Annotated in this window: 22 protein-coding genes; 11 read left to right on the forward strand and 11 right to left on the reverse strand. The window is 71.0% G+C overall.

Annotated features, from left to right (window positions below; translation table 11 throughout):
• Positions 1-247: 247 nt before the first annotated feature.
• Together prcA and prcB are read right to left on the reverse strand one after the other, a co-directional pair.
• Complete coding sequence (gene prcA, locus ACTWPW_RS24670) at positions 248-1,042, reverse strand: proteasome subunit alpha (RefSeq protein WP_375114171.1); 795 nt, start codon at positions 1,040-1,042, stop codon at positions 248-250.
• A 21-nt stretch (positions 1,043-1,063) separates the two neighbouring features.
• Positions 1,064-1,912, reverse strand: a complete 849-nt coding sequence (gene prcB, locus ACTWPW_RS24675) for a proteasome subunit beta (protein ID WP_443170018.1) — start codon at positions 1,910-1,912, stop codon at positions 1,064-1,066.
• 215 nt (positions 1,913-2,127) lie between these two features.
• Here prcB and ACTWPW_RS24680 point away from each other — a divergent pair, with 215 nt between their 5' ends.
• From ACTWPW_RS24680 to ACTWPW_RS24705, 6 genes are read left to right on the forward strand one after another with little or no spacing between them, the layout of a single operon-like run.
• Positions 2,128-3,501 (forward strand): extracellular solute-binding protein, encoded by a 1,374-nt coding sequence (locus ACTWPW_RS24680; protein ID WP_375113980.1) that lies wholly within the window; start codon positions 2,128-2,130, stop codon positions 3,499-3,501.
• On the forward strand, positions 3,488-4,402 hold the full coding sequence (locus ACTWPW_RS24685; RefSeq protein ID WP_443170019.1) for a carbohydrate ABC transporter permease: 915 nt from the start codon (positions 3,488-3,490) through the stop codon (positions 4,400-4,402). The genes ACTWPW_RS24680 and ACTWPW_RS24685 overlap by 14 nt, the downstream gene beginning before the upstream one ends.
• Entirely contained in the window at positions 4,399-5,217 is an 819-nt protein-coding gene (locus ACTWPW_RS24690) for a carbohydrate ABC transporter permease (protein ID WP_364137518.1), read from the forward strand. Before ACTWPW_RS24685 ends, ACTWPW_RS24690 begins: the two co-directional genes overlap by 4 nt.
• The gene (locus ACTWPW_RS24695) at positions 5,214-5,852 is read left to right on the forward strand and encodes an ABC transporter ATP-binding protein (RefSeq protein ID WP_443170020.1); all 639 of its coding nucleotides are present in this window, start codon (positions 5,214-5,216) and stop codon (positions 5,850-5,852) included. The genes ACTWPW_RS24690 and ACTWPW_RS24695 overlap by 4 nt, the downstream gene beginning before the upstream one ends.
• Positions 5,834-6,274, forward strand: coding sequence for a TOBE domain-containing protein (locus tag ACTWPW_RS24700; protein ID WP_443170021.1), 441 nt, complete (start codon positions 5,834-5,836; stop codon positions 6,272-6,274). Before ACTWPW_RS24695 ends, ACTWPW_RS24700 begins: the two co-directional genes overlap by 19 nt.
• A 44-nt stretch (positions 6,275-6,318) precedes the next feature.
• Positions 6,319-7,365 (forward strand): DNA polymerase IV, encoded by a 1,047-nt coding sequence (locus tag ACTWPW_RS24705; protein WP_443170022.1) that lies wholly within the window; start codon positions 6,319-6,321, stop codon positions 7,363-7,365.
• A 63-nt stretch (positions 7,366-7,428) separates the two neighbouring features.
• Here ACTWPW_RS24705 and ACTWPW_RS24710 read toward each other — a convergent pair whose 3' ends face one another.
• Both ACTWPW_RS24710 and ACTWPW_RS24715 read right to left on the reverse strand, forming a co-directional pair.
• Entirely contained in the window at positions 7,429-7,848 is a 420-nt protein-coding gene (locus tag ACTWPW_RS24710) for an endonuclease domain-containing protein (RefSeq protein ID WP_443170023.1), read from the reverse strand.
• A gap of 32 nt (positions 7,849-7,880) precedes the next feature.
• Entirely contained in the window at positions 7,881-8,090 is a 210-nt protein-coding gene (locus ACTWPW_RS24715; protein ID WP_148031422.1) for a ubiquitin-like protein Pup, read from the reverse strand.
• Between the two features lie 146 nt (positions 8,091-8,236).
• Here ACTWPW_RS24715 and ACTWPW_RS24720 point away from each other — a divergent pair, with 146 nt between their 5' ends.
• Complete coding sequence (locus ACTWPW_RS24720; protein ID WP_375113984.1) at positions 8,237-8,641, forward strand: hypothetical protein; 405 nt, start codon at positions 8,237-8,239, stop codon at positions 8,639-8,641.
• 35 nt (positions 8,642-8,676) lie between these two features.
• On the opposite strand, the gene dop is transcribed toward ACTWPW_RS24720, so the two are convergent.
• The 5 genes from dop to ACTWPW_RS24745 all read right to left on the reverse strand — a co-directional run bounded on the left by dop (position 8,677) and on the right by ACTWPW_RS24745 (position 16,873).
• Positions 8,677-10,191 carry a depupylase/deamidase Dop gene (dop, locus tag ACTWPW_RS24725; RefSeq protein ID WP_375113985.1) on the reverse strand — a complete coding sequence of 505 codons (1,515 nt, stop codon included), beginning with the start codon at positions 10,189-10,191 and terminating at the stop codon, positions 8,677-8,679.
• Between the two features lie 86 nt (positions 10,192-10,277).
• Positions 10,278-11,375, reverse strand: coding sequence for an acyltransferase family protein (locus ACTWPW_RS24730; RefSeq protein ID WP_443170024.1), 1,098 nt, complete (start codon positions 11,373-11,375; stop codon positions 10,278-10,280).
• A 237-nt stretch (positions 11,376-11,612) separates the two neighbouring features.
• On the reverse strand, positions 11,613-13,871 hold the full coding sequence (gene hypF, locus ACTWPW_RS24735) for a carbamoyltransferase HypF (protein ID WP_443170025.1): 2,259 nt from the start codon (positions 13,869-13,871) through the stop codon (positions 11,613-11,615).
• A 182-nt stretch (positions 13,872-14,053) separates the two neighbouring features.
• Positions 14,054-15,817: a proteasome ATPase gene (gene arc, locus ACTWPW_RS24740; protein ID WP_364135090.1), complete on the reverse strand. Its 1,764-nt coding sequence runs from the start codon at positions 15,815-15,817 to the stop codon at positions 14,054-14,056.
• A gap of 204 nt (positions 15,818-16,021) precedes the next feature.
• Complete coding sequence (locus ACTWPW_RS24745; protein WP_375113988.1) at positions 16,022-16,873, reverse strand: tRNA (adenine-N1)-methyltransferase; 852 nt, start codon at positions 16,871-16,873, stop codon at positions 16,022-16,024.
• A 55-nt stretch (positions 16,874-16,928) separates the two neighbouring features.
• Between ACTWPW_RS24745 and ACTWPW_RS24750 the strand changes: the two genes are divergently transcribed.
• The 4 genes from ACTWPW_RS24750 (at position 16,929) to ACTWPW_RS24765 (ending at position 22,483) form a co-directional block, all read left to right on the forward strand.
• A complete protein-coding gene (locus ACTWPW_RS24750) occupies positions 16,929-18,014 on the forward strand; it encodes a GNAT family N-acetyltransferase (RefSeq protein WP_375113989.1) in 1,086 nt (361 codons plus the stop codon).
• 247 nt (positions 18,015-18,261) lie between these two features.
• Complete coding sequence (locus tag ACTWPW_RS24755) at positions 18,262-18,759, forward strand: hypothetical protein (RefSeq protein WP_364135081.1); 498 nt, start codon at positions 18,262-18,264, stop codon at positions 18,757-18,759.
• Positions 18,760-19,162: 403 nt separating this feature from the next.
• Entirely contained in the window at positions 19,163-21,535 is a 2,373-nt protein-coding gene (locus tag ACTWPW_RS24760; protein WP_443170026.1) for an AAA family ATPase, read from the forward strand.
• 75 nt (positions 21,536-21,610) lie between these two features.
• Positions 21,611-22,483, forward strand: coding sequence for a sugar nucleotide-binding protein (locus ACTWPW_RS24765; RefSeq protein ID WP_443170051.1), 873 nt, complete (start codon positions 21,611-21,613; stop codon positions 22,481-22,483).
• 72 nt (positions 22,484-22,555) lie between these two features.
• Here ACTWPW_RS24765 and ACTWPW_RS24770 read toward each other — a convergent pair whose 3' ends face one another.
• Together ACTWPW_RS24770 and ACTWPW_RS24775 are read right to left on the reverse strand one after the other, a co-directional pair.
• Complete coding sequence (locus ACTWPW_RS24770) at positions 22,556-24,040, reverse strand: FHA domain-containing protein (protein ID WP_443170027.1); 1,485 nt, start codon at positions 24,038-24,040, stop codon at positions 22,556-22,558.
• 341 nt (positions 24,041-24,381) lie between these two features.
• A complete protein-coding gene (locus ACTWPW_RS24775; RefSeq protein ID WP_375113992.1) occupies positions 24,382-25,518 on the reverse strand; it encodes a site-2 protease family protein in 1,137 nt (378 codons plus the stop codon).
• Positions 25,519-25,621: the final 103 nt, after the last annotated feature.

Genomic DNA, 25,621 nt, shown 5'->3' on the forward strand with positions numbered 1-25,621 from the left:
AAACAGCTCACACCGGAACGGCCCCCGCCCCGTACGACAAGACGCTGCGTAGGCACGAAACCCAGATTCGCCGACAGTGTCGTACGAAAGGCGGCGGGGGCCGCCACTGGCGACCCCCGCCGAGAAGTCCGCGTCCCGCACCGCGACGGCCAGGAACCCCAACCGCCCCGCAGCGGCGGGAAGCCCTCCCCGCGCCGTGCCCTGCAGCGGCCGGAACGGCTCCCGCGCCCCTTGGCCCGGCCCGGGCCTACAGCGGTGAGGAGCCGTCGTCCACGTCGCCCTCAGGCCCCGTCGGAGGCGCCTCAGGGGAGGTGCCCTCCGAGGACGGCGGCGGGGTGGTGGCCGCGGGCGGCGGGGTGGTGGTCTGGGCGAGCAGCCGATCCAGCCGCGCGCCCGTCAGCCGCAGGAACTTGCGGTGCTCCCGGTTGCGGTCGAGCACCGCCACCTCCAGCTGCCCCACCGGCGGCCGCTCCCCGCCCGGCTCGGTCAGCGCGGCCAGCGCCACCTCCAGCGCGTCGGCCAGCGACATCGATTCGCGGTAACGCTCCTTCAGCCGCGTCGACACCGCCTCGGCCTGGCCGCCCATGGCCGCGAAGCCGTGCTCGTCGAAGACCGACCCGTCGAACGTCAGCCGGTAGATCGCGTCGCCGTCCTTGGTCTCGCCCACCTCGGCGACGACGACCTCCACCTCCAGCGACTTGATCGACTCGGTGAAGATGCGGCCCAGGTTGGAGGCGTAGAGGTTGGCCAGCCCGCGCCCGGTCACGTCGGAGCGGTCGTAGGTGTAGCCGTTGATGTCGGCGTAGCGGATGCCGCCGAGCCGCAGCTCCTCGAACTCGTTGTAGCGCCCCACGGCCGCGAAGCCGATGCGGTCGTAGATCTCGCTGATCTTGTGCAGCGCCCGCGACGGGTTGGGCGCGACGAACAGGATGCCGTCCACGTACTGCAGCACGACGACGGAACGGCCCCGCGCGATGCCCTTGCGCGCGTAGTCGGCCTTGTCCCGCATGATCTGCTCGGGGGACGCATATCCGAAAGGCATGGACACAGTGGTGATCCTTTGCTAGCGCAGCGGGGCGATGGGGCCGTCGGGCGAGATCAGGCGGGCGTCGAGCATCGACTGGACGTAACCGGCCACGTCGTCCTCGGACAGCCGGCGGTAGCCGTCGGCGTCGATCACCGAGACGATCGGCCAGATCTTCCTGGTCACGTCGGGCCCGCCGGTCGCCGAGTCGTCGTCGGCGGCGTCGTACAGCGCCTGGATCAGCGTCATCACCATGTCGTCGGCCGTCGCGCCGTCGCGGTAGAGCTTCTTCAGCGACCCGCGGGCGAAGATCGAGCCGGACCCGATCGCGTCGAACCTCTCCCGCTCGTAGGGCCCGCCCGCCACGTCGTAGCTGAAGATGCGCCCCTCGTCCCTGTCGGGATCGTAGGCGGCGAACAGGGGCACCACCACCAGCCCCTGCATCGCCATGGCGAGGTTGCTCCTGATCATGGTGGCCAGCCGGTTGGCCTTGCCGGCCACCGACATCGTGCGCCCCTCGAGCTTCTCGTAGTGCTCCAGCTCCACCCGGTAGAGCCGGGCCATCTCGATGCCGGTGCTGGCCGTGCCCGCGATGCCCATGCACGAGTAGTCGTCGGCGCGGAACAACTTCTCTATGTCACGCTGCGAGATGATGTTGCCCGACGTCGCCCGCCGGTCGCCCGCCACGACCACGCCACCGGCGAAGGTGGCGGCCACGATCGTGGTCGCGTGCGGAACCTGGTCGCCGATCGGGGTGGCCAGCACCTCGTCCCGCCGTGGCAGCAACTCGGGCGCATGTGAGGCGACGAACTCCGTGAACGAGGAACTCCCGGTGTTCCGGAAAAGCTGATTCACCAAGCCGACGGGCAGATCCCTGTGCGATGCCACGCGACTCCCTCCAAACGTTCAGTGTTCCTAGGGCGACCCTACTCATGTTGGGTTGCTGTCTGCACTTCCCACGATCAGCTCACGGCGAACCATCCCCGCGATACCGCCTTGAAGATCCGATTAACGCGGAAGGTCCGTGTTCAGATCGTTTCTTTACGGCCGCCACCGCCCATGCGATTGTCGGTATGTCTGCACGTCCTGAACAGGAGGCCGACATGAGACTCCCCAGCCGACCTGTGCTGATCGGGGCCATCACCGTTCTCGCCCTCACCTCCTGCGGCACCGGCACCGGGTCTGAGGGAGGCGGGGGCAGCATCACCCTCACCATCGCGGCCAACTCCATCGAGGGCGGCAAGAACGCCGAATCCGCCCAGTGGATCAAGCAGTGGGTGATCCCCGAGTTCGAGAAGACCCACGCCGACGTCAAGGTGCTGTTCCAGCCCAGCGGCGTCGACGACGAGCAGTACAAGACCAAGATCGCGCTCGACCTCAAGTCCAGGACCGGCGCCGACGTCATCGACGTCGACGGCATCTGGGTCGGCGAGTTCGCCCAGGCCGGCTACATCAAACCGCTGGCCGAGGTGGGCGGCGCCACCGTCGAGCAGTGGGAGGGCTGGGCGCAGATCCCGCAGGCCGTGCAGGGCCTGGGCATCTTCGACGGCAAGAAGTACGGCCTGCCGCAGGGCACCGACGGCCGCGTCCTGTTCTACAACAGGACGCTGTTCAGGAAGGCCGGCCTGCCCGACCCCTGGCAGCCCACCAGCTGGCAGGAGATCATCGACGCCGGCACCAAGCTCAAGGCCGCGGGCGTGCCCACCCCCATCCAGCTCAACGCCGGCACCGCCATGGGCGAGGCCACCACCATGCAGGGCGTGCTCCCGCTGCTGGCCGGAGCCGGAGCCGAGATCTACGCCGACGGCAAATGGACCGGCGCCTCCCAGGCCATGAAGGACGCGCTCGGCCTCTACCAGCAGATCTACGGCGGCAGCGGCCTCGGCGACCCCAGGCTCCAGCAGGAGGCCAAGGGCCGCGACAAGTCCTTCGCCCAGTTCGCCGCCGGCAAGATCGGCATCCTCGCCGAGAGCGACTACTTCTGGCGCTCGGTCATCGAGCCCCAGGCCGGCGTCGCCCCCATGAAGGACCGCGACCAGGCCGTCGGCTACGCCAAGATCCCCGCCAAGCAGCCCGGAGCCGGCCTGCGCGGCCAGGACTTCGTCAGCATGTCAGGCGGCGCCGTACGCGTGCTCAACCCGTTCTCCAAGAACCCCAGGCTGGCCTGGGACCTGCTCGCCTTCATGCACTCGGCCGCCGCCACCAAGTCGCAGCTGGCCGGGCAGGCGCGCATCAGCTCCCGCACCGACGTCAACGACGAGGTCCTCACCGCCGACCCCATGCTCAAGTACATCGCCGACGAGGTCCTGCCCATCACCGCCTACCGGCCCGGCCTGGCCGTCTACCCGCAGGTCTCCACCGCCCTGCAGGAGGCCACCGCCGCCGTCATCAGCGGCAAGAGCGCGGACGAGGCGGCCGTCGCCTACCAGGGCAAGCTGGAGGGACTGGTCGGTGGCGCGGCCAATGTCGGCGGCTGACGCCGCGGGGCTCGGCAGGGGCAGGGCGGTCGCGTTCGTCCTGCCCGCCCTCGTCCTCATCGCCGTCTTCCTGATCTTCCCCGCCCTGTGGACCGTCTACCTCGGCCTCACCGACTACCGCCTCACCGGCCTGGCCGCCGCCAACCCCCAGGTCGTCGGCCTCGACAACTACAGCGGCGCCCTCACCGACCCCCGCTTCCTCAGCTCGCTGTGGCTCACCCTCCTGTACGTCGGCGGCTCGGCCATCATCGGCCAGGCCGGCCTGGGCTTCGCCCTCGCCTGGATCCTGCGCTCCCGCACCGGCCCCGTCCGCCGGATCGTCGAAGGCGTCGTGCTGCTGTCGTGGATCCTGCCCAGCACCGTCGTCGGCTTCCTCTGGTACGCGCTGCTCGACCGCGACGAAGGCACCCTCAACGCACTCCTGAACACCCCGGGGTTCGCCTGGCTGCTCGACCACCCGCTGCTGTCGATCATCATCTTCAACGTGTGGCGCGGCACCGCGTTCTCCATGATGCTCTACTCCGCCGCCCTCGAGAACGTGCCGCCGTCCCACCTGGAGACCGCCCGCCTCGCCGGGGCCCGCGTCCCGCAGCAGCTGCGCGACGTCGTCTTCCCCCGCATCCGCCGCCACATCCTGACCAACCTGCTGCTCATCAGCCTGTGGACGTTCAACGACTTCACGCCGTTCGTCCTCACCGGCGGCGGGCCGGAGGGCCGCTCCGAGATCCTGCCCGTGTACGTCTACCGCGTCGCCCTCAGAGACGGCCAGCTCGGCGTCGGAGCCGCCATCTCCTTCCTCATCCTGCTGATCAACCTCGTCTTCGCCCTGGCGTACCTGCGGCTGCTGCGCGGCCAGCGCCGGCAACAGGAGGTCGCCGCAGCCGGAGGGCCACCCGCATGATCCGCCACACCGTCGGCAGGCTCGCCGCCACCGTCTTCATCGCCGTCGTCCTGGCCTTCTTCACCCTCCCCATGCTCTGGCTGGCCAGCGCCCCCTTCGACGAGACCCCCACCATCACCACGTCCGTCCCCGAGTTCACGCTCGACAACTTCCGCGCCATCCTCGACAACCCCTACGCGCTCGGCTCCATCCGCAACTCCCTCATCCAGGGCGGGGGCGCCGCCGCGCTCGTCGTCGTCCTGGCCGCGCTCGCCGCCTACGCGCTGTCCCGCGTCCGCGTGCCCGGCCGCGACGCCCTCCTCTACGTCCTGCTGCTGCTGTCGTCCGTCGTGACCGGCACCGCCGCCATGGTGCCCATCTTCGAGCTCGCCACCCGGCTCGACCTCATCGACACCCACCTCGGCGTCGTCCTCGTCGTCTCCGGCGGCCTGCTGCCCGCCGCGATCTTCATCCTCAAGGACTTCATGGACGAGACCCCCACCTCGTACGAGGAGTCCGCCCGCGTCTTCGGGGCCTCGTCCCTGCAGATCCTGCGCCACATCGTCGTCCCCCTGGTCCGGCCCGGCCTGGCCACCATCGCCGTCTGGGCCCTGGCCAGCGTCTGGGGCGGCTTCCTCTTCCAGTTCATCCTGCTGCGCGACCCCGAGAAGGCCCCCGGCTCCGTCATCCTCTACACCCTCTACACCGAGGGCGGCGCGCCCAAGCTCGACCTCATCTCCACCTTCTCGCTGCTCTACTCGCTGCCCGTCGTCGCGATGTACCTGTTCGTCTCCCAGCGTTACGGCTTCCGCTTCCACGGAGGGATCAAACGGTGATCTCCCTGCACGGCCTGACCAAGGTGTTCCCCGGCGGGGTCCACGCCCTCGACGACCTGCACCTCACCATCGCCGACGGCGAGTTCTTCGCCCTGCTCGGCCCCTCAGGCTGCGGCAAGACCACCCTCCTGCGCACCATCGCCGGCCTGGAGACCCCCACAAGAGGGCAGATCCGCATCGACGACACGGACGTCACCGCGCTCCCCCCGGGCGACCGCGACGTCGCCATGGTCTTCCAGGACTACGCGATCTTCCCCCACATGAACGTCACCGCCAACATCGCCTACCCCCTGCGCATCAAGAAGGTCCCCCGCGCCGAACGCACCGCCAAGGCCGCCGGCGTCGCCGCCCGCCTCAGCCTCACCGAGCTCCTCCACCGCCGCCCCTCGGAGCTCTCCGGCGGCCAGCAGCAACGCGTCGCGCTCGCCCGCGCCATCGCCTGCCATCCCACCGCCTTCCTCTTCGACGAGCCCCTATCCTATCCAACCTCGACGCCCGCCTCCGCCTCGAAGCCAGGACCTTCCTCAAACGCCTCCAGCGCGAACTCGCCGTCACCACCGTCTTCGTCACCCACGACCAGGCCGAGGCCCTCGCCCTCGCCGATCGCATCGCCGTCATGTCGCACGGCCGCATGATCCAGGTCGGCACCCCGGCCGAGATCTTCCACCGCCCCGCCACCACCTTCGTCGCCTCCTTCATCGGCTCCACCCCGATGAACCTCCTCCCCGCCCACGCCACCGCCACCGCACTCCACGTCGCCGGCGCCACCCTCCCCGCCCCCACGGCCCTCGCCGCCGGCGACGGCCACCTCACCTACGGCGTACGCCCCGAATACATGGACCTGTCCGCCACCGAACGCCCCGACGCCTTCCCCGGCGTCATCTCCGTCCTGGAGAACCTCGGCACCCACACCCTCGTCACCCTCGAAGCCCCCGACACCCTCATCCAGCTCGTCGTCCCCGAAGGCGACGAACCACCCCTCGGCACCCCCGCCTGGGCCGTCCCCCGCCGCGCCCTCCTCTACCGCGACGACGACCTCCTCACCACCTTCCCCTGACCCGGCCCACCCCGGCGCCCCACCCCGGCCCCGCCATACTGGACATGGGCACCACGTCCACCAGGGACTGGATCCTGCACGTCGACCTCGACCAGTTCATCGCCGCCGTCGAGCTCCTGCGCCACCCCGAGCTCCGCGGCATACCCGTCGTCGTCGGCGGCTCCGGCGACCCCACCCAGCCCCGCACCGTCGCCGCCACCGCCACCTACGAGGCCCGCGAACACGGCATCCACTCCGGCATGCCGCTCCGCACCGCCCTCAGACGCTGCCCCGAAGCCGTCTTCCTGCCCAGCGACCCACCCGCCTACGAGGCCGCCTCCGAACGCGTCATGGCCGTCCTGCGCGAATTTCCCGTCCGCGTCGAGATCTGGGGCTGGGACGAAGCCTTCCTGGGCGCCACCACCGACAACCCCGAAGCCCTCGCCGCCGACCTCCGGCAGGCCGTACGCGCCCGCACCGACCTCGACTGCTCCGTCGGCATCGGCGACAACAAACACCAGGCCAAACTCGCCTCCGGCCTCGCCAAACCCGCCGGGATCTACCGCCTCACCAGCGACAACTGGGCCGAGGTCATGTACGACCGCCCCACCGACGCCCTCTGGGGCATCGGCGCCCGGATCTCCAGGAAACTGGCCGCCCTCGGCCTGCACACCGTCGCCCAGCTGGCCGCCGCCGACCCCGCCGACCTGGCGAGCCGCTTCGGCCCCACCAACGGCCCCTGGTACCGCTACCTCGCCCTCGGCAAGGGCGAGGCCGAAGTCGTCACCACCCCCTGGATCGCCCGCGGCCACAGCCGCGAGACCACCTTCACGCACGACCTCACCGACCGGGCCGATCTCACCCGCCACCTCACCGCCCTGGCCGAGCAGGTCGCCCACGACGCCACCGCCGCCGGCCGCGAGATCACCCTGGTCCGGGTCAAGATCCGCTCCACCCCGTTCCTGACCCGCACCCGCCAGTCAAAACTCCCCCACCCCACCACCGACCCCGACACCGTCACCCGGACGGCCCTGGCCATCCTCGACCGCCACGACCTCACCCGCCCCATCCGCCTCGTGGGCGTGTCCGTCGACTACACGATGCCCGGCTGACGGATCGGACAGGCGGGCTGACCGGCCCGCGTCACCCGCCGACAGAACGCCGAGAACCGAACCTCAAACCACAGAAACGTCACCACCTCCGGCAGAACCACGAACCCCGGCCAGAGCACCTCCCCGTCCAGATCCGAGCCCGTTGTCGCAGTGGAAACAGAGAACACCCCGCACCTGCCCGGTCTCATGACTGTGATCGACGAAGGTGCCCGGAACGACCCGGCAGATGGCGCAGAGCCCGCCCTGGTGGGCGAGCATGCGCGCGAAGTCGTCCTCTGTGATGCCGTAGCGGTATTTCTCGGCCTTGTTCTCACGCGTCACATCGGCCTTCCACTTCCGATGACTCTGAGTGGAACGCCGCCGAAAGCAGACCTTGCGGTAGCGCGCCCGCCCATCGGCCATGCGCTTGTTGAGCCCGAACCCGTCGATCGCCTTGAGCTCACCACGGTCCGGACACCACGTCGCATCACCCGGCGACTCCACCAGATCTACCCCTTGCGCCTGTCCGTTGTGCCCTACTCTCCGCCCTTCTGGACGTAACTGCGCACGAACTCCTCTGCGTTCTCTTCGAGAACTTCGTCGATTTCGTCCAGAATCGCGTCGACATCGTCCGTGAGCTTCTCCTGCCGCTCCTGAACGTCCGGTGCCGCCGAGGCCTCGGTCTCCTCGACTTCGCTCTCGCGACGGCCGGTCTGCTTCTGGCCGCCGGTGTCCTTGGTTGCCATGTCCTACCTCCGCTTTGGGGGACTGCCTCTAGGCATATCTTCCCCGAACCGGGCGACATTTCGCGCCGATCGCCCGTCGATCTTGCCGGGTTGACTAGATAGCAGTCCTATCCAATAATGAACCCCCGTAGACACAGGAGGTTGAGATGTCCCCTTCGTCCCTGAGCACGGCTGGTGTGCTCCTCATCACAGTCCCGCTGGTGGCCTTCGGTGGCGTGTCGCTGCTGTCGTTCCTGATGAAGAACGTCCCGGGCTACCTGGACAACCCGGTTCGCCGCGGCCTGTGGCGCGCGGGTCATGCCCATGCGGGCGTGCTGGTGCTGTTCGCCCTGGTGGCGATGCTGTACGTGGACCAGTCGGGCCTGCCGGAGGGCCTCAAGGCGCTGACCAGGACGCTGATCGTGGCGGCCCCGATCCTGATGCCGCTGGGGTTCTTCCTGTCGGTGGTGCGCCCGAGCGACACGAAGCCGAGCAAGCTGATCTGGCTGACGGTCGCGGGTGGTGCGTGCCTGGCGGTGGGCACGCTGACGCTGGGGATCGGCCTGCTGTGACGGCCGGCCGGCCCCGGGAGCGAGCGGTGGGCGGGTCAGTCGCCGCCGGTGAGGGCGGCGACGAGGTCGGCGGCGGTGTGGCAGCGGTCGAAGAGCTCTCCGACGTGGGCCTTGGTGCCGCGCAGCGGTTCGAGGGTGGGGACGCGCTGGAGTGATTCCCTGCCGGGGATGTCGAAGATGACGGAGTCCCAGGAGGCGGCGGCGACGGATTCGCTGTACTGGCTCAGGCAGCGGCCACGGAAGTAGGCGCGGGTGTCGGTGGGCGGGCTCTCGACGGCGCGCTGGACCTCTTCCTCGGTGACGAGGCGCTGCATGCGTCCGCGGGCGACCAGGCGGTTGTAGAGGCCGCGGTCGGGGCGGATGTCGGAGTATTGCAGGTCGACGAGCTGGAGCCGGGGGTGGGACCAGGCCAGGCCGTCGCGGCTGCGGTAGCCCTCGAGGAGTTCGAGCTTGGCGACCCAGTCGAGCTCGCGGGAGAGCTGCATGGGGTCTTCGGCGAGGCGGGTGAGGACGGATTCCCAGCGGTCGAGGATGTCCTTGTTCATCTCGTCCTGGGCGGTGCCGCGCTCTTCGACGTATTTGCGGGCCTGCTCGAGGTATTCCATCTGGAGCTGGACGGCGGTGAGCTTGCGGCCGTCGCGCATGGGGATCTCGTAGCGGCAGCTGGGGTCGTGGGAGACGGCGCGCAGGGCCTGCACGGGGTTCTCGACGGCGAGGTCGCGGGTCAGGAAGCCCTCTTCGATCATGGCGAGGACGAGCGCGGTGGAGCCGAGCTTCAGGTACGTGGAGATCTCGGACATGTTGGCGTCGCCGATGATCACGTGCAGCCGGCGGTATTTCTCCGGGTCGGCGTGCGGCTCGTCGCGGGTGTTGATGATGGGCCGCTTGAGCGTGGTCTCGAGGCCGACCTCGACCTCGAAGAAGTCGGCGCGCTGGCTGATCTGGAAGCCCTCGCCGCGGGAGTCCTGGCCGATGCCGACCTTGCCGGCGCCGACGACGACCTGCCGGGAGACGAAGAACGGGGTGAGGTGCCGGACGATGTCGGCGAAGGGGGTGGCGCGCCGCATCAGGTAGTTCTCGTGGCAGCCGTAGGAGGCGCCCTTGGCGTCGGTGTTGTTCTTGTAGAGCTGGATGGGCGCGTTGGAGGGGATGGCGGAGGCGCGGGTGGCGGCGTCGTACATGACGCGCTCGCCGGCCTTGTCCCAGATGACGGCCGCCCGGGGGTTGGTGCACTCGGGCGAGCTGTATTCCGGATGGGCGTGGTCGACGTAGAGCCTGGCGCCGTTGGTGAGGATGACGTTGGCCAGGCCAAGGTCCTCATCGGTGAGCTGGCTGGTGTCGGCCACCTCTCTGGCCAGGTCGAAGCCGCGCGCGTCGCGGAGCGGGTTCTCCTCCTCGAAGTCCCATCGTGCTCTGCGCGCGCGAGCCGCCGAGGCGGCCAGGTAGGCGTTCACGACCTGGGAGGAGGTCACCATCGCGTTGGCGCCTGGCTGACCTGGTACGGAGATGCCGTACTCGGTCTCGATGCCCATCACCCGACGCACCGTCATGCAACACCCTCTGTTCGTCCGGGTCTGTCTATCCGCCGTTTATATGCCCGAGCCTATGCCCTTCACAGTGCCCCAGGGCCACAGAGTTATGGCACCGACGCCTTTTCACCCTGTACGACGGGAGCTGATGGGGTTTGTGTACGTCTGCGGGGCTTGAGTAGCCGCTGGATGGGGCGTTCGGCAAAGGAGTAGACGAGATATGACAGGAGGATCGCGGCCAGGGTCGTGATCGTGGCGACGGCCAAGGGGGGCAGATCGCCGGTGAGCAGCGGGATGAGGGCCACCGCGACAACGCTATGGAAGAGGTAAAGCGGGTATGTCGTGCCGCCGAGCGCGGTGAGCACCCGGGAGGTCCGCATCCGCACCGCGCCGAGCGCGACGAGGGCCATGGCGACGAAGATCAGCGTCAGGGTGATTATCACGCTGAGGTCGGTGACGGGCATGTTCTTGAACCCGGCGAGCTCGATGCGGCCGTGCACGCGACCGAGGGCCGAGTGCAGGGAAAGCCCGTAGGAGACGGCGACGTAGAGCCAGGGCAACCAGCCGCCGCCGTGTTTGTGCACGAGATAGAGGGCCATGCCGGCGACGAAGTATCCGGCGTAGCCGGGCATGACGATCTCGCGGACGAGCTCGTTCTCGAAGATCTCGTACTCCTCGAGCAGTTTGACCCCGAGCGCGGCGGCGAGCCAGATGCCGCAGAAGGCCAGGACGCGCCCGCGCGTGACCCCGATGATCACCAGGATGGCCATCAGCAGGTAGAAGCGGAGCTCGGCCCAGAGCGACCAGTAGACACCGCTGGCGTCGGTGAGCTTGAACAGCCGCTGGAACATGGTGGCGTTCACCAGGTATTCGCCTGGTGAAAGTTTTGGGTCGAGCGCCTTGGCGCCGGTGAGGCCGTAGAGGGCCGCGATGGCGGCCAGGCTGAGCCAGTACGCGGGGTAGAGGCGGACCAGCCGGGAGCGGGCGAACGCGCCGAGTCCGCGCCCCCAGACGCTCATCAGGATGACGAACCCGCTGATGATGAAGAACAGCTCGACGCCGAGGATGCCGAGCCCCGCGATGGGCGCCAGCGCCGGGAACAGCTCGGCGGGCCTGTCTCCCCACACCGAGGCGTACGCGACCAGGTAGTGGAAGGCGACGACCGCCAGGGCGGCGAGGAAGCGCAGGAGGTCGAGTTCGGCCAACCGGCCGTCTCCCCGAGCATGCTTTGACCGGTTGGGGGAATGCACGCCATCTTTGACGTAACTCTGATCACTTTGGTTCCATCGGGCCCTTTGTTCCCATCAGCAACACGCCGGGGGCACACGAGCACGTGTACGGGCGCCGCTTGCTCCGGCGCTGCCCCATCGGCGCAGCCCGCGTGGCCTCCGGTCGACCCCGCCCGAGCAGTGCAGCCCTACCGAGGGTGCCGTGGGGTGCCGTCACAGGGCGTGGTCGCGGGCGGCGGCGACGGCGGCCTGGCCCAGGCTGAGGCCGCCGTCGTTGGGCGGCACCCGTACGTGCTTGAGCACCCGGAACCCGGCGGCCCGCAGCCGTTCGGCCGTGCGTTCGAGCAGCAGGGCGTTCTGGAAGACCCCGCCGGACAGCGCCACGGCGGTCAGCCCGGTCCGCTGCCTGAGCTCCACGCAGGCGCGGGTGATGGCGGCGGCGACGCCGTTGTGGAAGCGGCCGGCGATGACGCCCGGGTCGACCCCGGCGGTCAGGTCGGCGGCGGCGGCGCGGACGAGGTCGGCGCCCTCGACGACGAGCGGGCCGGGGGTGGTGATGGCGGCGGGGTAGACGCCGGTCTCGCCGGGGTCGGCGCGCTGTTCGAGCTCGATCGCGGCCTGGCCGTCGTACGTGATCTTGTCGCGGATCCCGAGCAGCGCCGAGACGGCGTCGAACAGGCGGCCCGCGCTGGAGGTCAGGGGCGAGGCGAGGCCGCTGTCGGCGAGCCGCAGCACGTCGGTCCAGCGTTCGGCGTTGCGCCTGTACACGTCCAGGCCGGGGTGGTCGTCGTGCAGGTAGGCGGCGGCCATGCGCCAGGGGTGCCTGATCGCGGCGGTGCCGCCGGGCATGGGGACGTGGGCGAGGTGGCCGAGGCGCTCGAAGGCGGCCAGGTCGGCGCGGAGGAACTCGCCGCCCCAGAGGGTGCCGTCGGTGCCGTGGCCGATCCCGTCGAAGGCGACGCCGATCACGGGCCCCTGGTCGCCGTTGTCGGCCAGGCAGGAGGCGATGTGGGCGTGGTGGTGCTGGACGCCGACGCGTTCGACGCCGGGGAGCTCCAGGGCGTGCCTGGTGGACAGGTAGCCGGGGTGCAGGTCGTGCGCGACGACCTCGGGGCGGATGCCGAACAGGCCGCAGTAGTGGTCGATGTTCTCGACGAAGGAGCGCAGGGTGTCCTGGTTCTCCAGGTCGCCGATGTGCTGGGAGACGAACGCGCGCCGGCCCTGGACGAGGCAGAAGGTGCTCTTCAGCTCGGCGCCGCAGGCGAGCACGGGCCGGGGCGCGGGCCGGCGCAGGGCGAGCGGTTCGGGGGCGTACCCGCGGGCCCGGCGCAGCACGGTGACCCCGCCGGGCGCGGGGCGTACGACGGAGTCGTCGGTGCGGGTGTGGATGGCGCGGTCGTGGACGAGGAAGGCGTCGGCGATGCCGCCGAGGCGGGTCAGGGCGTCGGCGTCCTCGTACGCGATGGGCTCGTCGGAGACGTTGCCGCTCGTCAGGACCATGGGTTCGCCGAGTTCGGCCAGCAGGAGGTGGTGCAGGGCCGTGTAGGGCAGCAGGAGCCCGAGGCGGCGGTGGCCGGGCGCGACGGAGGGCGCGACGGGTGCGCCGGCGCGGCGGGGCAGCAGCACGATGGGCCGGGCGCGGCCGGCGAGCAGCGCTGCCGCGGCGTCGTCGATCTCGCACAGCCGGCGGGCCTGCGCCAGGTCGGCGGCCATGACGGCGAACGGTTTGTCCTCTCGGTGCTTGCGGCCGCGCAGCGCGGCGGCGGCCCGCTCGTCGGAGGCGGTGACGGCGAGGTGGTAGCCGCCCAGGCCCTTGACGGCGACGACGCGCCCGGCGCGCAGCAGGGCGGCGGCGCAGGCGACGGGGTCGCCGCACAGCTCGGTGCCGCGCGCGTCGCGCAGCCGCAGCCGGGGGCCGCAGGCGGGGCAGCAGGTGGGCTGGGCGTGGAAGCGGCGGTCGGCGGGGTCGTGGTATTCGCGGGCGCAGGCGTCGCACATGCCGAAGCCGGCCATGGTGGTCAGCAGCCGGTCGTACGGGACGCCGCGGACGATGGTGAAGCGCGGCCCGCAGTTGGTGCAGTTGATGAACGGGTACCGGTGGCGGCGGTCGGCCGGGTCGTGCAGCTCGCGCAGGCAGTCGTCGCAGGTGGCGCCGTCGGCCGAGACGAGGGCGCGGCGCAGCCCGGAGGGGTCGCTGGCGGCGATGGTGAAGCCGCTGTGCCCGGCGGGCTCGCCGCTGACGACGGTGACCCGCTCGATCTCGGACAGGGCGGGCGCGTCGCGTTCGAGGGCGGTCAGGAACTCCTCGACCCCGGCCAGGGCTCCTTCGACTTCGATGTGTACGCCGTTGACGTCGTTGTGCACGCGCCCGGCCAGCCCCAGCCGGTTGGCGAGCGAGTAGACGAAGGGCCGGAAGCCGACCCCCTGGACAATGCCTTCGACGTGCACGTCTACCCGTTTGAGCGTGGTCACAGGCCCAGTGTGCGCTTCATCGGGATGGCGTGCATGCGTATCGGCCGTGTCGTCGCGCCTTCACCGCGCCTTCGCCCCGGGAGCATCCTCGCCTTTGCCGTGTACCCGGACACAAGGCGCTCGCGGTGGAAAGACGGCAGGGCCGCGCGGATGGTTCCGCGCGGCCCTGCCGTCCAGGGGTTCTACAGGTATTGACCGGTGTTGGCGACGGTGTCGATGGACCGGCCGGCTTCGGTGCCCTGCTTGCCGGAGACGAGCGTGCGGATGTAGACGATCCGCTCGCCCTTCTTGCCGGAGATGCGGGCCCAGTCGTCGGGGTTGGTGGTGTTGGGCAGGTCCTCGTTCTCGGAGAACTCGTCCACGCAGGCCGTGAGCAGGTGCTGCACCCGCAGGCCCTTCTGGCCGCTTTCGAGGAACTGCTTGATGGCCATCTTCTTGCCCCGGTCGACGATGTTCTGGATCATCGCGCCCGAGTTGAAGTCCTTGAAGTAGAGGACCTCCTTGTCGCCGTTGGCGTAGGTCACCTCGAGGAAGCGGTTTTCCTCGCTCTCGGTGTACATCCGCTCCACGACGCTCTGGATCATGCCCTGGATGGTGGACTCGCGGGAGCCGGAGTGCTCCGTGAGGTCATCCGGGTGCAGCGGGAGGTCCGCGACCAGGTACTTCGAGAAGATGTCCTTGGCCGCCTCGGCGTCCGGCCGCTCGATCTTGATCTTGACGTCCAGGCGGCCGGGCCGCAGGATCGCCGGGTCGATCATGTCCTCGCGGTTGGAGGCGCCGATGACGATGACGTTTTCCAGGCCCTCGACGCCGTCGATCTCCGACAGCAGCTGAGGGACGATGGTGTTCTCCACGTCGGAGGACACGCCGGAGCCTCGGGTGCGGAAGATCGAGTCCATCTCGTCGAAGAACACGATCACCGGGGTGCCCTCTGAGGCCTTCTCGCGGGCCCGCTGGAAGACCAGGCGGATGTGCCGCTCGGTCTCACCGACGTACTTGTTGAGCAGCTCCGGACCCTTGATGTTGAGGAAGAAGCTCTTGCCGGACTGGCCGGTCTTCTCCGCGACCTGCTTGGCCAGGGAGTTGGCGACGGCCTTGGCGATGAGCGTCTTGCCGCATCCGGGCGGGCCGTACAGCAGCACGCCCTTCGGGGGACGGAGCTTGTGCTCGCGGAACAGGTCGGCGTGCAGGTAGGGCAGCTCGATGGCATCCCTGATCTGCTCGATCTGCCGCATGAGGCCACCGATCTCCTCGTAGGAGATGTCGGGGACCTCTTCGAGCACCAGCTCTTCGACTTCGGACTTGGGTATGCGCTCGTAGACGTAGCCGGAACGAGGTTCGAGCAGCAGCGAGTCGCCGGCCCTGATGGGCTGGCCGACCAGCGACTCGGCCAGTCGCACGACGCGCTCCTCGTCGGCGTGCGAGATGACCAGGGCCCGCTTGCCCTCGTCGAGCAGTTCTTTGAGCATCACGATCTCGCCGACCTCTTCGTAGCCGAGGGCTTCGACCACGTTGAGCGCCTCGTTGAGCATGACCTCCTGGCCACGCCGCAGCGAGTCGACGTCGACGGCCGGGCTGACGTTCACCCGGAGCTTGCGGCCTCCGGTGAACACCTCGATCGTGCCGTCTTCTCTGGCTTCAAGGAAGGTGCCGAAGCCGGATGGCGGCTGCGCCAGCCGGTCGACCTCCTCCTTGAGAGCGACGATCTGGTCCCTGGCCTCCTTGAGGGTTGCCACCAAGCGCTCGTTCTGGCCTGTAACGGCCGCGAGATTCGCCTGTGCCTCATGGAGACGCTCTTCGAGGACCCTGGCCTGACGGGGTGACTCGGCCAGCTTCCGCCTCAGCGCGGTGATCTCCTCCTGGAGGAAGGAGACCTGTGTTGAAAGATCAGCGACCTCCCGTTCGCGCTGCGCGGCTCGAGCCTCAGCATCATCGCGAGCTGCCACGCCCCGTCACCTCCTTCCCAGTCGAGGGCGACTACTAAGGACCTTACCTATCTCGGGCCCCTCCGTAACCTGGCCGGGCAGTGTTCGTCGAGTGACATTCAGTGTTCGTTGAATAATGCCTAATGGTGCGTTTAATACTCCCAGCATATGAACACGGCGATCTGTTCCCGTGTCACGCACCAAAGCACCCTCGTGGCCAAATTGTCATAGTTCCTCGGTGGTCCCCTTCGGTCGACGACGGCGCGGCGGCGGGGTCACGCCGTCGGCCATGCGGCGGGCGGAGACGAGGAAACCGGTGTGACCGATCATCCGATGATCCGGTCTCACCGCGAGTCCTTCGACATGCCAGTCGCGAACCAGGGTCTCCCACGCATGTGGCTCGGTGAAACACCCGTGATCGCGAATGACCTCGACAGTCTTGGACATCTGCGTGGTCGTGGCCACGTAGCAGCAGATCACTCCGCCGGGGGTGAGCGCCTTGGCGGCGGCGTCGACGCACTCCCAGGGGGCCAGCATGTCGAGGATGACGCGGTCGACGTCGACCTCGTCGATGGAGGCGACCAGGTCGCCCACGACCAGGCGCCAGTTGTCGTCCATGGGGCCGCCGTAGAACTTCTCCACGTTCTTGCGCGCCACGTCCGCGAACTCCGGGCGGCGCTCGTAGGAGGTCACGCGGCCCTCGGGGCCGACGGCGCGCAGCAGGAAGCACGTCAGCGCGCCGGAGCCGACGCCGGCCTCGATCACGCGGGCGCCGGGGAAGATGTCGGCCATGCCGACGATCATCGAGGCGTCCTTGGGATAGATGACGGCCGCGCCGCGCGGCATGGCCAGCGTGTAGTCCTGCAGCAGGTGGCGGAAGGCCAGGTATTGGGTGCCGCCGGAGGAGCGCACGACGGAGCCTTCAGGCTGCCCGATCAGCTCGCTGTGCGGGATGGCGCCCTTGTGGGTGTGGAAGACGCCGTCCTCTTTGAGCGTGATCGTGTGGCGCTTGTTCTTGGGGTCGGTGAGCTGCACCTGATCCCCCACCTGGAAAGGCCCATGCCTGCGGAAACCCATGGCGGCAAGGTTATAGGGCTTTCGAGCAGGTCCGGACGCACGATATCTATGGGGGATGCTCCCGCGTGATGTGATCTCGTCCGGCTCCCTGATCCTCCGTCCTCCCGTGGAGGCGGACGCCGAGCCGATCGTGAAGATGTGCGACGACCCGGTGACGGTTCGCTTCATGCCGCTGCTGCCGCGGCCGTACACGCTGGAGCACGCGCTCGACTACGTGAAGAGCTCCACGGGGAAGTGGGAGGACGGCGGCGCCGAGTACGCGATCACGGAGGACGGGCGGTTCGCCGGGTCGATCGGGGTGCGCCCGGCGGACCACTGGGGCGTGGCGGAGCTGGGCTACCTGGTGGCGCCGTGGGCGCGGGGCCGGAACGTGGCCACGACAGCGACCCGGGCCGTGTCGGACTGGCTGTTCGACCAGGGGGTGCGCCGGGTCGAGCTGCAGGCCGAGGTGGAGAACGTGGCGAGCCTGCGGGTGGCGTACAAGGCGGGGTTCCAGGAGGAGGGGCGGCGGCGGGCGGCCAAGCGGCTGCGGGACGGGCGGTACGTCGATCTCGTGACGTTCGCCAGGCTCAAGGGGGACGCGCCGGTGGCGCCGTACCTGCCGTTCTTCCCGGGCGGGGAGCTGAGCGACGGCGTGGTGCGGCTGGTGCCGATGGCGGCCGGGGACGCCGGGGACTTCCACCGGATGATGGCCGAGCCGGGCGTGCGGGCCTACTCCCTGGCGCCGCCGACCACCCTGGAGGACGACGAGCGGCGCTGCCGGTACACCGGCTACTGGTGGGTGTCGGGGCAGCGGGTGGAGCTGGCGGTCAGGGACGCGGCCTCGGGGGCGTTCGCGGGGCATCTGCAGCTGATGCAGGTGGTCCCGGCCCTGGGGCAGGCGATGATCGGCTATTCGCTGGTGCCGGAGTTCCGGGGGAAGGGGTTCATGACGCGGGCGGTCGGGCTGCTGGTGGAGTGGGCGTTCGCGAACACGGGCCTGCACCGGATCGTGGCGGGGACCGACGTGGACAACACGGCCTCGCACGCGGTGCTGGAACGTTCTGGGTTCGAGCGGGAGGGCGTGCACCGGGAGCTGTTCCCCAGGCCGGACGGCACCAGGGCCGACGACGTGCAGTGGGTGCGGCTGCGGTCGTCGTAGGCGCGGGCTGCCGCGGCGGGGGTCGCCGGTGGGCGCCCGCCCTGGTCGAGGTCGCGGCCGGCCCGTCCTTGGCGCATGCGGGCGTTGCGGCGGGGGCCTGGCGGCGGGCCGAAAAGGTCAAAAATCCTGATTTCCTGTTGAGGGCTAGTCAAGAGCCGCGTCGAGGGTGATAGTCAGGGCACCCGCAGGCGAGCTTCGCGTGATCGGGCTGCGCGATCTCGCCCCTCCGCTCCGAGGGACCACCGCGATGCCATACAACCGTGTCGATGTCGCCGTGCGTGAACTCATCGCCTCGTTCTCCTGCCTGGAGGCCGGGGACCTGCTCGAACGGCTGGCGCGTACCGCCGCCGCCGTCGCCGGCACCGGCTACTCCGGATTCGTCCGGGTGGACGCGCTGCGCCAGGAGGCGAGCGCCGTTCATGTGCACGCCCCTCCTGGCGACCCGCTGGGCCTGCGGCGGTGGCTGGCCGAATCGGGGGTGCTGAAGGAGCTGGCCGCGTCGTCGGTGACGGTACGGCTGGCGCACGACGCCTCGATGGGCGAGCCGGGGTTCCTGGCCACTCCCGTGCCCGTGGCGGCTCGGGACCACACGTTCGTGTGGGTGGCCGGGCGGGGGTTCTGCGACAGGGACGAGCATCTGCTGAGCCGCTTCGCGACCGCGACGGGGCGGGCCCTGGAGGCGGCCAGCGGGCTGGAGGCGGCGGTACGTCTGTTGCGGGGCGTACGGTCTTTCCGACCGGCCTAGCCGGGCCCCGCGGCTTCGAGACGGACCGGATCACCAGGATCAGGACGACCGGTACCGTGCCGCATTTCCCCGCCAATCACCACATGGCAGGCTCGTTTCCCACCGTTCATTTTCCGAAAGATCTTCACCATTTACCGGATTAAGCGATATATTCCCCGACTTTTCGCGAGTAGTCCTAATACAACCTGCACCACTCCCCCGCCACCGCCACCCGCACCCCGCCGGCGCCGCCGATCCGGCCCGCACTGCCCGCCCCACCGCGTCCTCCCCGGCCTTTCGGCGCGTCATTGACGGCCCTGGGCGGGCGGCACCTGTCCCGGCTTGTGCCGCTTTTAGTCCTTGTCAGGCTATAAACACGGAAATAGCTGATCACCTTCTCGCATCTAGGGCGTAACCTGCCCTTATGGGGACCACCTGGCCGTTCGCCGGGCGCGGAGAGGAGCTCGGGCACCTGCTCCGCCTCGCGTGCGACCCCACCGCCCAGGGCGTGCTCCTCGCGGGACCACCGGGGGCGGGCAAGACCGCCCTGGCCACGCACCTGACCGAGCAGCTGCCGGCCGGGCGGCTCGGGGGCGTCCGCACCATCAGGGCCGCCACGGCACTGCGGGACGTGCCCGGCGGCGCCCTGACCACCTCGCTCCCGCCCGATCCCGGCACGGCCCGCACCCCCGCGCCCGGCCCGGCCTGCGCGGCGGCCGAAACGGTGCAGCGGTGCGGTGAGTGGCTGCTGCGCAACGCCGGCGCCGCCGTCGTGACGGTGGACGACGCGCACCTCCTGGACCGCCACTCGGCCGAGGTGGTGGCCACCCTGGTACGCACCGGGCGGATCCGGCTGATCGCGACCGTGTGCTCCGGAGAGCCCCCCGACGGGCCGGTCGTGGAGCTGTGGCGGGACGGGCGGCTCAGGCGGTTCGAGGTGGAGCCGCTCCGCGAGGGCGACGTGGCGGCCGTGCTCGCGGCGGCGCTGGACGGCCCGGTTGATGAGACCGCCGTGGCGCGGCTGGCGGAGCTCACCGGAGGGAACGCGCTGTGGCTGCGCGAGACGGTGGAGCTCGCCCGAGCGGCTGGAGCGCTCCAGCGGACCGGCGGGGTGTGGCGGCTGACCGGGGAGCCGCCGGAGGCGCGGGGGCCGGAGGAGCTCGTCGGCCGGCGGGTGGGGGCGTTGCCGTCGGAGGTCGGGGAGGTGCTGGAGTACGCGGCGTTCGGGGAGCCGGTAGGGATGCCTGCGCTGGCGGCCCTGTGCTCCGGGACGGCGGTGCGGGAGGCGGCCGAGGGCGGGCTGATCACCGTGGCGGCCGAGGGACGCGGGGAGGTCGTCCGACCGGCGCACCCGCTGTACGGGTCGGCGGCCCGCGAACGCTGCCCGCGGGAGCGGCGCGATGACCGGTACGCCAGGCTGGTCGCCGCCGTGGAGGCGGACGGGAGCGGCGATCCGGCCGTGCTCGCCGGGTGGCGCCTGGCCGGCGGGGTGGAGGCCGACCCCGGGCCGTTGCTGGGCGCGTGCCGGCTGGCGGGCGGCGTACACGATCACCCGGCGGCCATCCGGCTCGGCCGCGCCGCCGTACGCGCGGGCGGCGGCACGGGTGCGGCCGTCGAACTGGCCGCCGCCCTGGAGGACGCCGGGCAGCCGCACCAGGCGCAGGCGGTGCTCCTGCGGGCGGAGGAGCGCTGGTCCGGTGACGATCGGGACCGGGTACGGCTCGCCGTGGCCAGGGCCGAGAACCTGGCCTGGGGCCTGAACCGGCTCGGCGACGCGCTGGACCTGCTGGCCACCACGCGCAAGGAGGTCCCCGGCCCCGGCCCGCGGCGGGAGGCGGACGCGGCGCGGGCGGTCCTGCTGGCCGAAGCCGCCCGAGCCGACGAGGCACTCAGGCTCATCGGCCGTGCGCGCGGCACGGACGGGGGCCTCAGCGCCGGTTCGGGCGCGGTGACGGACGCGAAGGTCGCAGGGGCACGAGCGCTGGCCCTCTGCCACGCGGGCCGGACCGGCGAGGCGGCCGGAGCGGTCGAGGACGCGCCGCGCGCCGAGGAGGGCCCGGGGCGGCCGTACACGTCGCCGTACGCGACGTCGGCCATGTGCGGCTGCTTCTCCGGCGACCTGGACCTGACCGCCCGTGCCATCGCCGCCATGCGCCGGCCGCCCGGCGAGCACGGCTGGCCGGGCCGGAACGAGCAGGCCCTCGCACAGGCACGGCTGGCGATGCTCAGGGGCGAGCTGGGAGCCGCGCTCCTCATCCTGCGGACCCCGGCCCGGCGGGAGACGCCCCAGGACGCCGCCGAACGGATGGCGGCGTACGCGACGGCCCAGGCGCTGCACGGGGACGCGGCCGGCGCGCGGACGTCGCTGGAGGCGGCCCGCGGACGCGCCACGTGGACCGCGCTCCGGCACTGGAGGGCGCTCGCGGAGGTCTGGGCGGAGGCCGCGTCGGGAGGGCCGTCACGGGCCGTGGAGCTCGCCCTGGCGCACGCGGAGGAGTGCCGGGAGGGCGGGCCCGCGTCCTTCGAGGCGATCGCGTTGCACGACGCCGTACGGCTGGGCGCCCCCATCAGCGCGCTCCCCCGGCTGAGCGAGCTGGCGGCGGTCCTGGACGGGCCGCGCGTACGCCTCGCCGCGCGCCATGCCCGCGCCCTGGCCGAAGGCGACGCGGCGGCGCTGGCGGAGGTCGCGGCCGGCTTCGGCGCCACGGGGCTGCGGCTCTTCGCGACGGAGGCGAGAGCGCAGGCGAAGGCCCTGCGCGACGGCACCCGGCCCGGCTGGCGCCCCCACCCCGCATGACCGGTGTCCGAGACCCGGCGCGGCACTTCCCTGAGACGGAACGCCCGGCGGAGAGTAGCGTGGCCGCCCGTGAGGATGCTCATCGTCGGCGGGAGCGGCCATCTGGGCGGCGAGCTCGTGCGACTGTGCGTGGCGGCGGGCCACGAGGTGGGCGCGACCTGTCACACCCGGCCGGGGAACGACCCGGACGCGCGGTGGCTGCCGTTGGACGTGCGGTCGCGGGAGGCCGTGGCCGCCGTGTTCGACGCGTTCCGGCCGGAGGTGACGATCAACACGGCGTACCGTTCGTCGGACTGGACGGCCACCGCGGACGGCGCCGCGCACGTGGCCGTGGCCGTCGCGCGGTCGGGCGGGCGGCTGGTGCACGTCTCCAGCGACGCCGTCTTCTCCGGATCCGCGCCCTCGTACGCCGAGGCGTGCCTGCCCGACCCGATCAGCCCGTACGGTGCGGCCAAGGCGGCCGCCGAGACGGCCGTGCGGGCGGTGCTGCCCGATGCCGCCATCGCCAGGACGTCCCTGATCATCGGGCGCGGTGGATCGGCGCACGAGGCGCTGGTGCACTCGCTGGTGGCGCGGCCGGGTTCGGGGGTGCTGTTCAAGGATGACGTGCGGTGTCCCGTGCACGTCTCCGACCTGGCGGCGGCGCTGGCGGAGGTGGCGGTCCGGGGGTGCCCGGGGGTGCTGCACGTCGCCGGGGCCGATGCGGTCAGCCGCTACGAGCTGGGCGTGCTCATCGCCCGCCGGGACGGCCTGGACGAGGCTCTCCTGGTCGCCGGGAGCCGGGCCGAGGCGGGGGTGCCGGGGCCGCTCGAGGTCCGGCTGGACTGCTCGGCGACGCGGCGGCGGCTGGGGACCCGGCTCCGCGGCGCCCGGGAGTTCCTGGCGGAGCCGGCCGCCCGGCACGCGGCGGCGCCGGACGGCCGCACCGTACGGGACACGACCTCGTGAGGCGGCGCCACGCCCCGAACGTGCGAACGCCCGCGCCCCGGAACCCCGGGGAACGCGGGCGTTCGACGAGACCTACCCCCGGTGCGCCTCGAAGCGGAGCGTGCGGGACACTCCGACGCGGACCGTGGTGCCCGGGGCGATCGTGACGGGCTCGTTGGGCGGGATGTCGTAGAAGTTGGGGTCGCCGGGCGGCTGGATCTGGGTGCCGTTCACCGAGCCCAGGTCCACCAGGTTGACGTCCCATCCGTCGAGCGCCACCCGCAGGTGACGGCGCGAGACCGAGCCGTCCGGGCTGGTCACCTTGGCGGGCCTGGCGGTGCCGCCGGCCACCTCGGGCGCCCGCTCCGGGTCGCGGCCGAGCAGGTAGTCGCTCTCCAGGGGGAGCGCCGTCCCGTCGTCGAGGACCAGGACGCCGAGCGAGGGGCGCGGGCCCTTGTAGGGGACGAGGGTGCGCTGCACCAGGGCGATGCCGCAGACCGCGCAGTAGGGCGCGCGGGGGTCGTTGAAGTGGTCGTTCTTGCAGTCGACCCCGTAGACCAGGGGGCGGTCGCCGTGCTCGGGCTGCTGGTCCTGCTGCGGCGGGCCCGGGTGGTCGAAGTGGTCGGGCGGGCCGAGGACGGGCGGCGCGGGCTGGTCGTAGTGGTCGCCGGGACCCATGTGCTGCGGGATCGGCTGGTCGGCGGCGCCGTTGCCGGAGGGCGGCTCGTCGTAGGACGGGAACTGCTGCTGCTCGTGCAGGGGCGGCGGCTGCTCCTGGTAGTCCTGCGGGGGCTGGTAGGGGGGCTCCTGCGGCGGGTGGTAGGCGGGCTCCTGCGGCGGCAGGTAGGGGGGCTGGTCCTGGGGAGTGTGGTAGGGCGGCGGGTCCTGCGGGGTGTGGTACGGCTGGTCCATGACCGGGGGCGCGGGCTGGGGACCCGAGGGCGGGCCGGGGACGACCGGCGGCTGGTCGGCCAGTGGGTAGGGAGGACGCTCCACGGGCTGCTGGACCGGCGGCTGGATCAGGTCGGCCTCCATGTGGAAGGCCGTGTTGGGCATCTCGCTGGTCAGTGGCCGGGAGGGCGCGGACGGTGCGGAGGGCGCGGGCCGGTCGGTGAAGTCGCCGACGAGGCCGCCGCCGTGCACGACGCCGCCCTCGAAGCGGACCGCGGGGTGCGGGCTGCCGGCGCCGGGCAGGCTGAGCTCGACGCGCTCGACGGTGCCGGTGACGAGCCGGTCGGCCCAGGTCAGCGAGTCGCTGCCGGCCAGCCGGGTCTCGCCGGCCGCGGTGGTGATGGTGGCCGCGGCCGAGCCGCTGACCAGGACGGCGACGCCGCCGCCGACGGGACCGGCGACCGCGCAGGTGGCCGGGTCGCCCGCCATGTTGGCCGCGAGCACCTGAGCGGCGCGGCGGGCCAGCGCCCGGCCGTCGCCACCGGAGGCGGCCGTCTCGCGCAGCGCCTCGAGCAGGTCATCGGCGGCCGACTCGGCCGAATCGCACACGAGCAGCAGCCCGCCGACATAGGCGACCAGCCCGTTTCCAGGAAGCGGACGCACCACTCCGAGGCCGTGGTCGGTCATGCGTCCTCCCTCATGACGACCGTGCTGCGCTCATTGGTGCCCTCGCTGCGCTCGGTCACTCAACTCTCCTCCCCGGAAGCCGGCGATATTACGGCACCCGCACTGCCGTGCTGGCCACCAGCCATACGCATACCCAGACGACGAGGCCGTGTCGCGGCCCCCTCGTCTCGATTCGGTGAACCGGTGGACCGCGGCAAACCCCTCAACTGTGCAAGTTTGGCCAAACAGCACACTATCGGCCAGTCGTCGCATCGCAGAAATCGCCGGAGTCGGCTCCGGCCCACCCGAAACTGCTGGACACGACCCTATCGATGGCCCGCCGCTTAAACGAGTGGGACAAATCAGACGCCGGTGAAAACCCTGTTCACGTCGGCCGTGGCCAGCACCCCGTAGATCTCGCCACCGTCCTCGACGAGCAGGTATTCGCTGCCCGGAGCCGCGCGCATGGCCTCGATGAGCGGCTCGCCGGTCAGGTCGGCCGCGAGCATCATGGTGGGCTCCAGGGTCTTGGCCAGGGAGCCGACGTTCACCCAGGGGCGGCGGTGCTCGGGGGTGGCCTGGACGGCGGCCTCGCTGACGATCGCCAGCGGCCTGCCCTCGTGGTCGACGACGACCAGGGCGCCCGCCCGGCGCTCGGTGGCCTGGCGCAGCGCCTCGGCCAGTGGCGTCTCGGCGCTCACGGGGATGGCCCGGCGCGCCAGGGCGCGCGCGTTGACCTGTGGGATGCGCTGGCGGATCTTGGCGATGCGCAGCGACTGGCTGGCGCCCATCCAGATGAACGACGCCAGCACCAGCGGCCACACCAGGTCGACCGGGTCGATGTCGCGCCCGCTGGACAGCGCGGTCGCGACCGGGAACACCACCAGCAGCGCGGCCAGCACCCGCCCGCCCCAGGCCGCCACGATGGTGCCGGAGCCGGGGTTGCTGGTGAGCTTCCACACTCCGGCGCGCAACATCCGGCCGCCGTCGAGCGGCAGCCCGGGCAGCAGGTTGAACACGCCGACGATGAGGTTGGCGAACCACAGCTGCCAGGTGAGCACCTCGAGGATGCCGCCGTTGTTGATCACCCAGACGTCGGCGGCCAGCCCGATCCCGGCCAGCCCGAGGGACAGCGCGGGCCCCGCCGCGGCGACCATGAACTCCTTGCCCGGCGTGGGCGGCTCCTTCTCGATCTCCGAGACCCCGCCGAGGAGGTAGAGGGTGATCCTGCGGACCGGCAGGCCGTACGCCTTGGCCAGGACGCTGTGGGCCAGCTCGTGCAGCAGCACCGAGACGTACAGCAGCACCGCGAAGAGGAACGCCACCCCGTACGCGGCGACGCTGTCGAGCTCGGGCAGCATCTGCCGCATCTGTGGCCCGAACATCACGGTGATGAACGCCGCCACCAGGAACCATGTCCACGAGACGTACACCGGAATGCCGAACGGCTTCCCCATCCGAAGACCGGAGAACTCCCGCCGCGGGCTTTGCTCGCTCACCGCACTCCTTGAACGTCCATTACGTGCTGTTGCTGCCTTGATGCTACGCGCCGGATCACGTGATCCTCGTCCCGCGGGCGTTATTCTGTCGGGGTCTTGACCT

Source organism: Nonomuraea sp. KM90 (assembly GCF_052246675.1).
Classification (GTDB): Bacteria; Actinomycetota; Actinomycetes; order Streptosporangiales; family Streptosporangiaceae; genus Nonomuraea.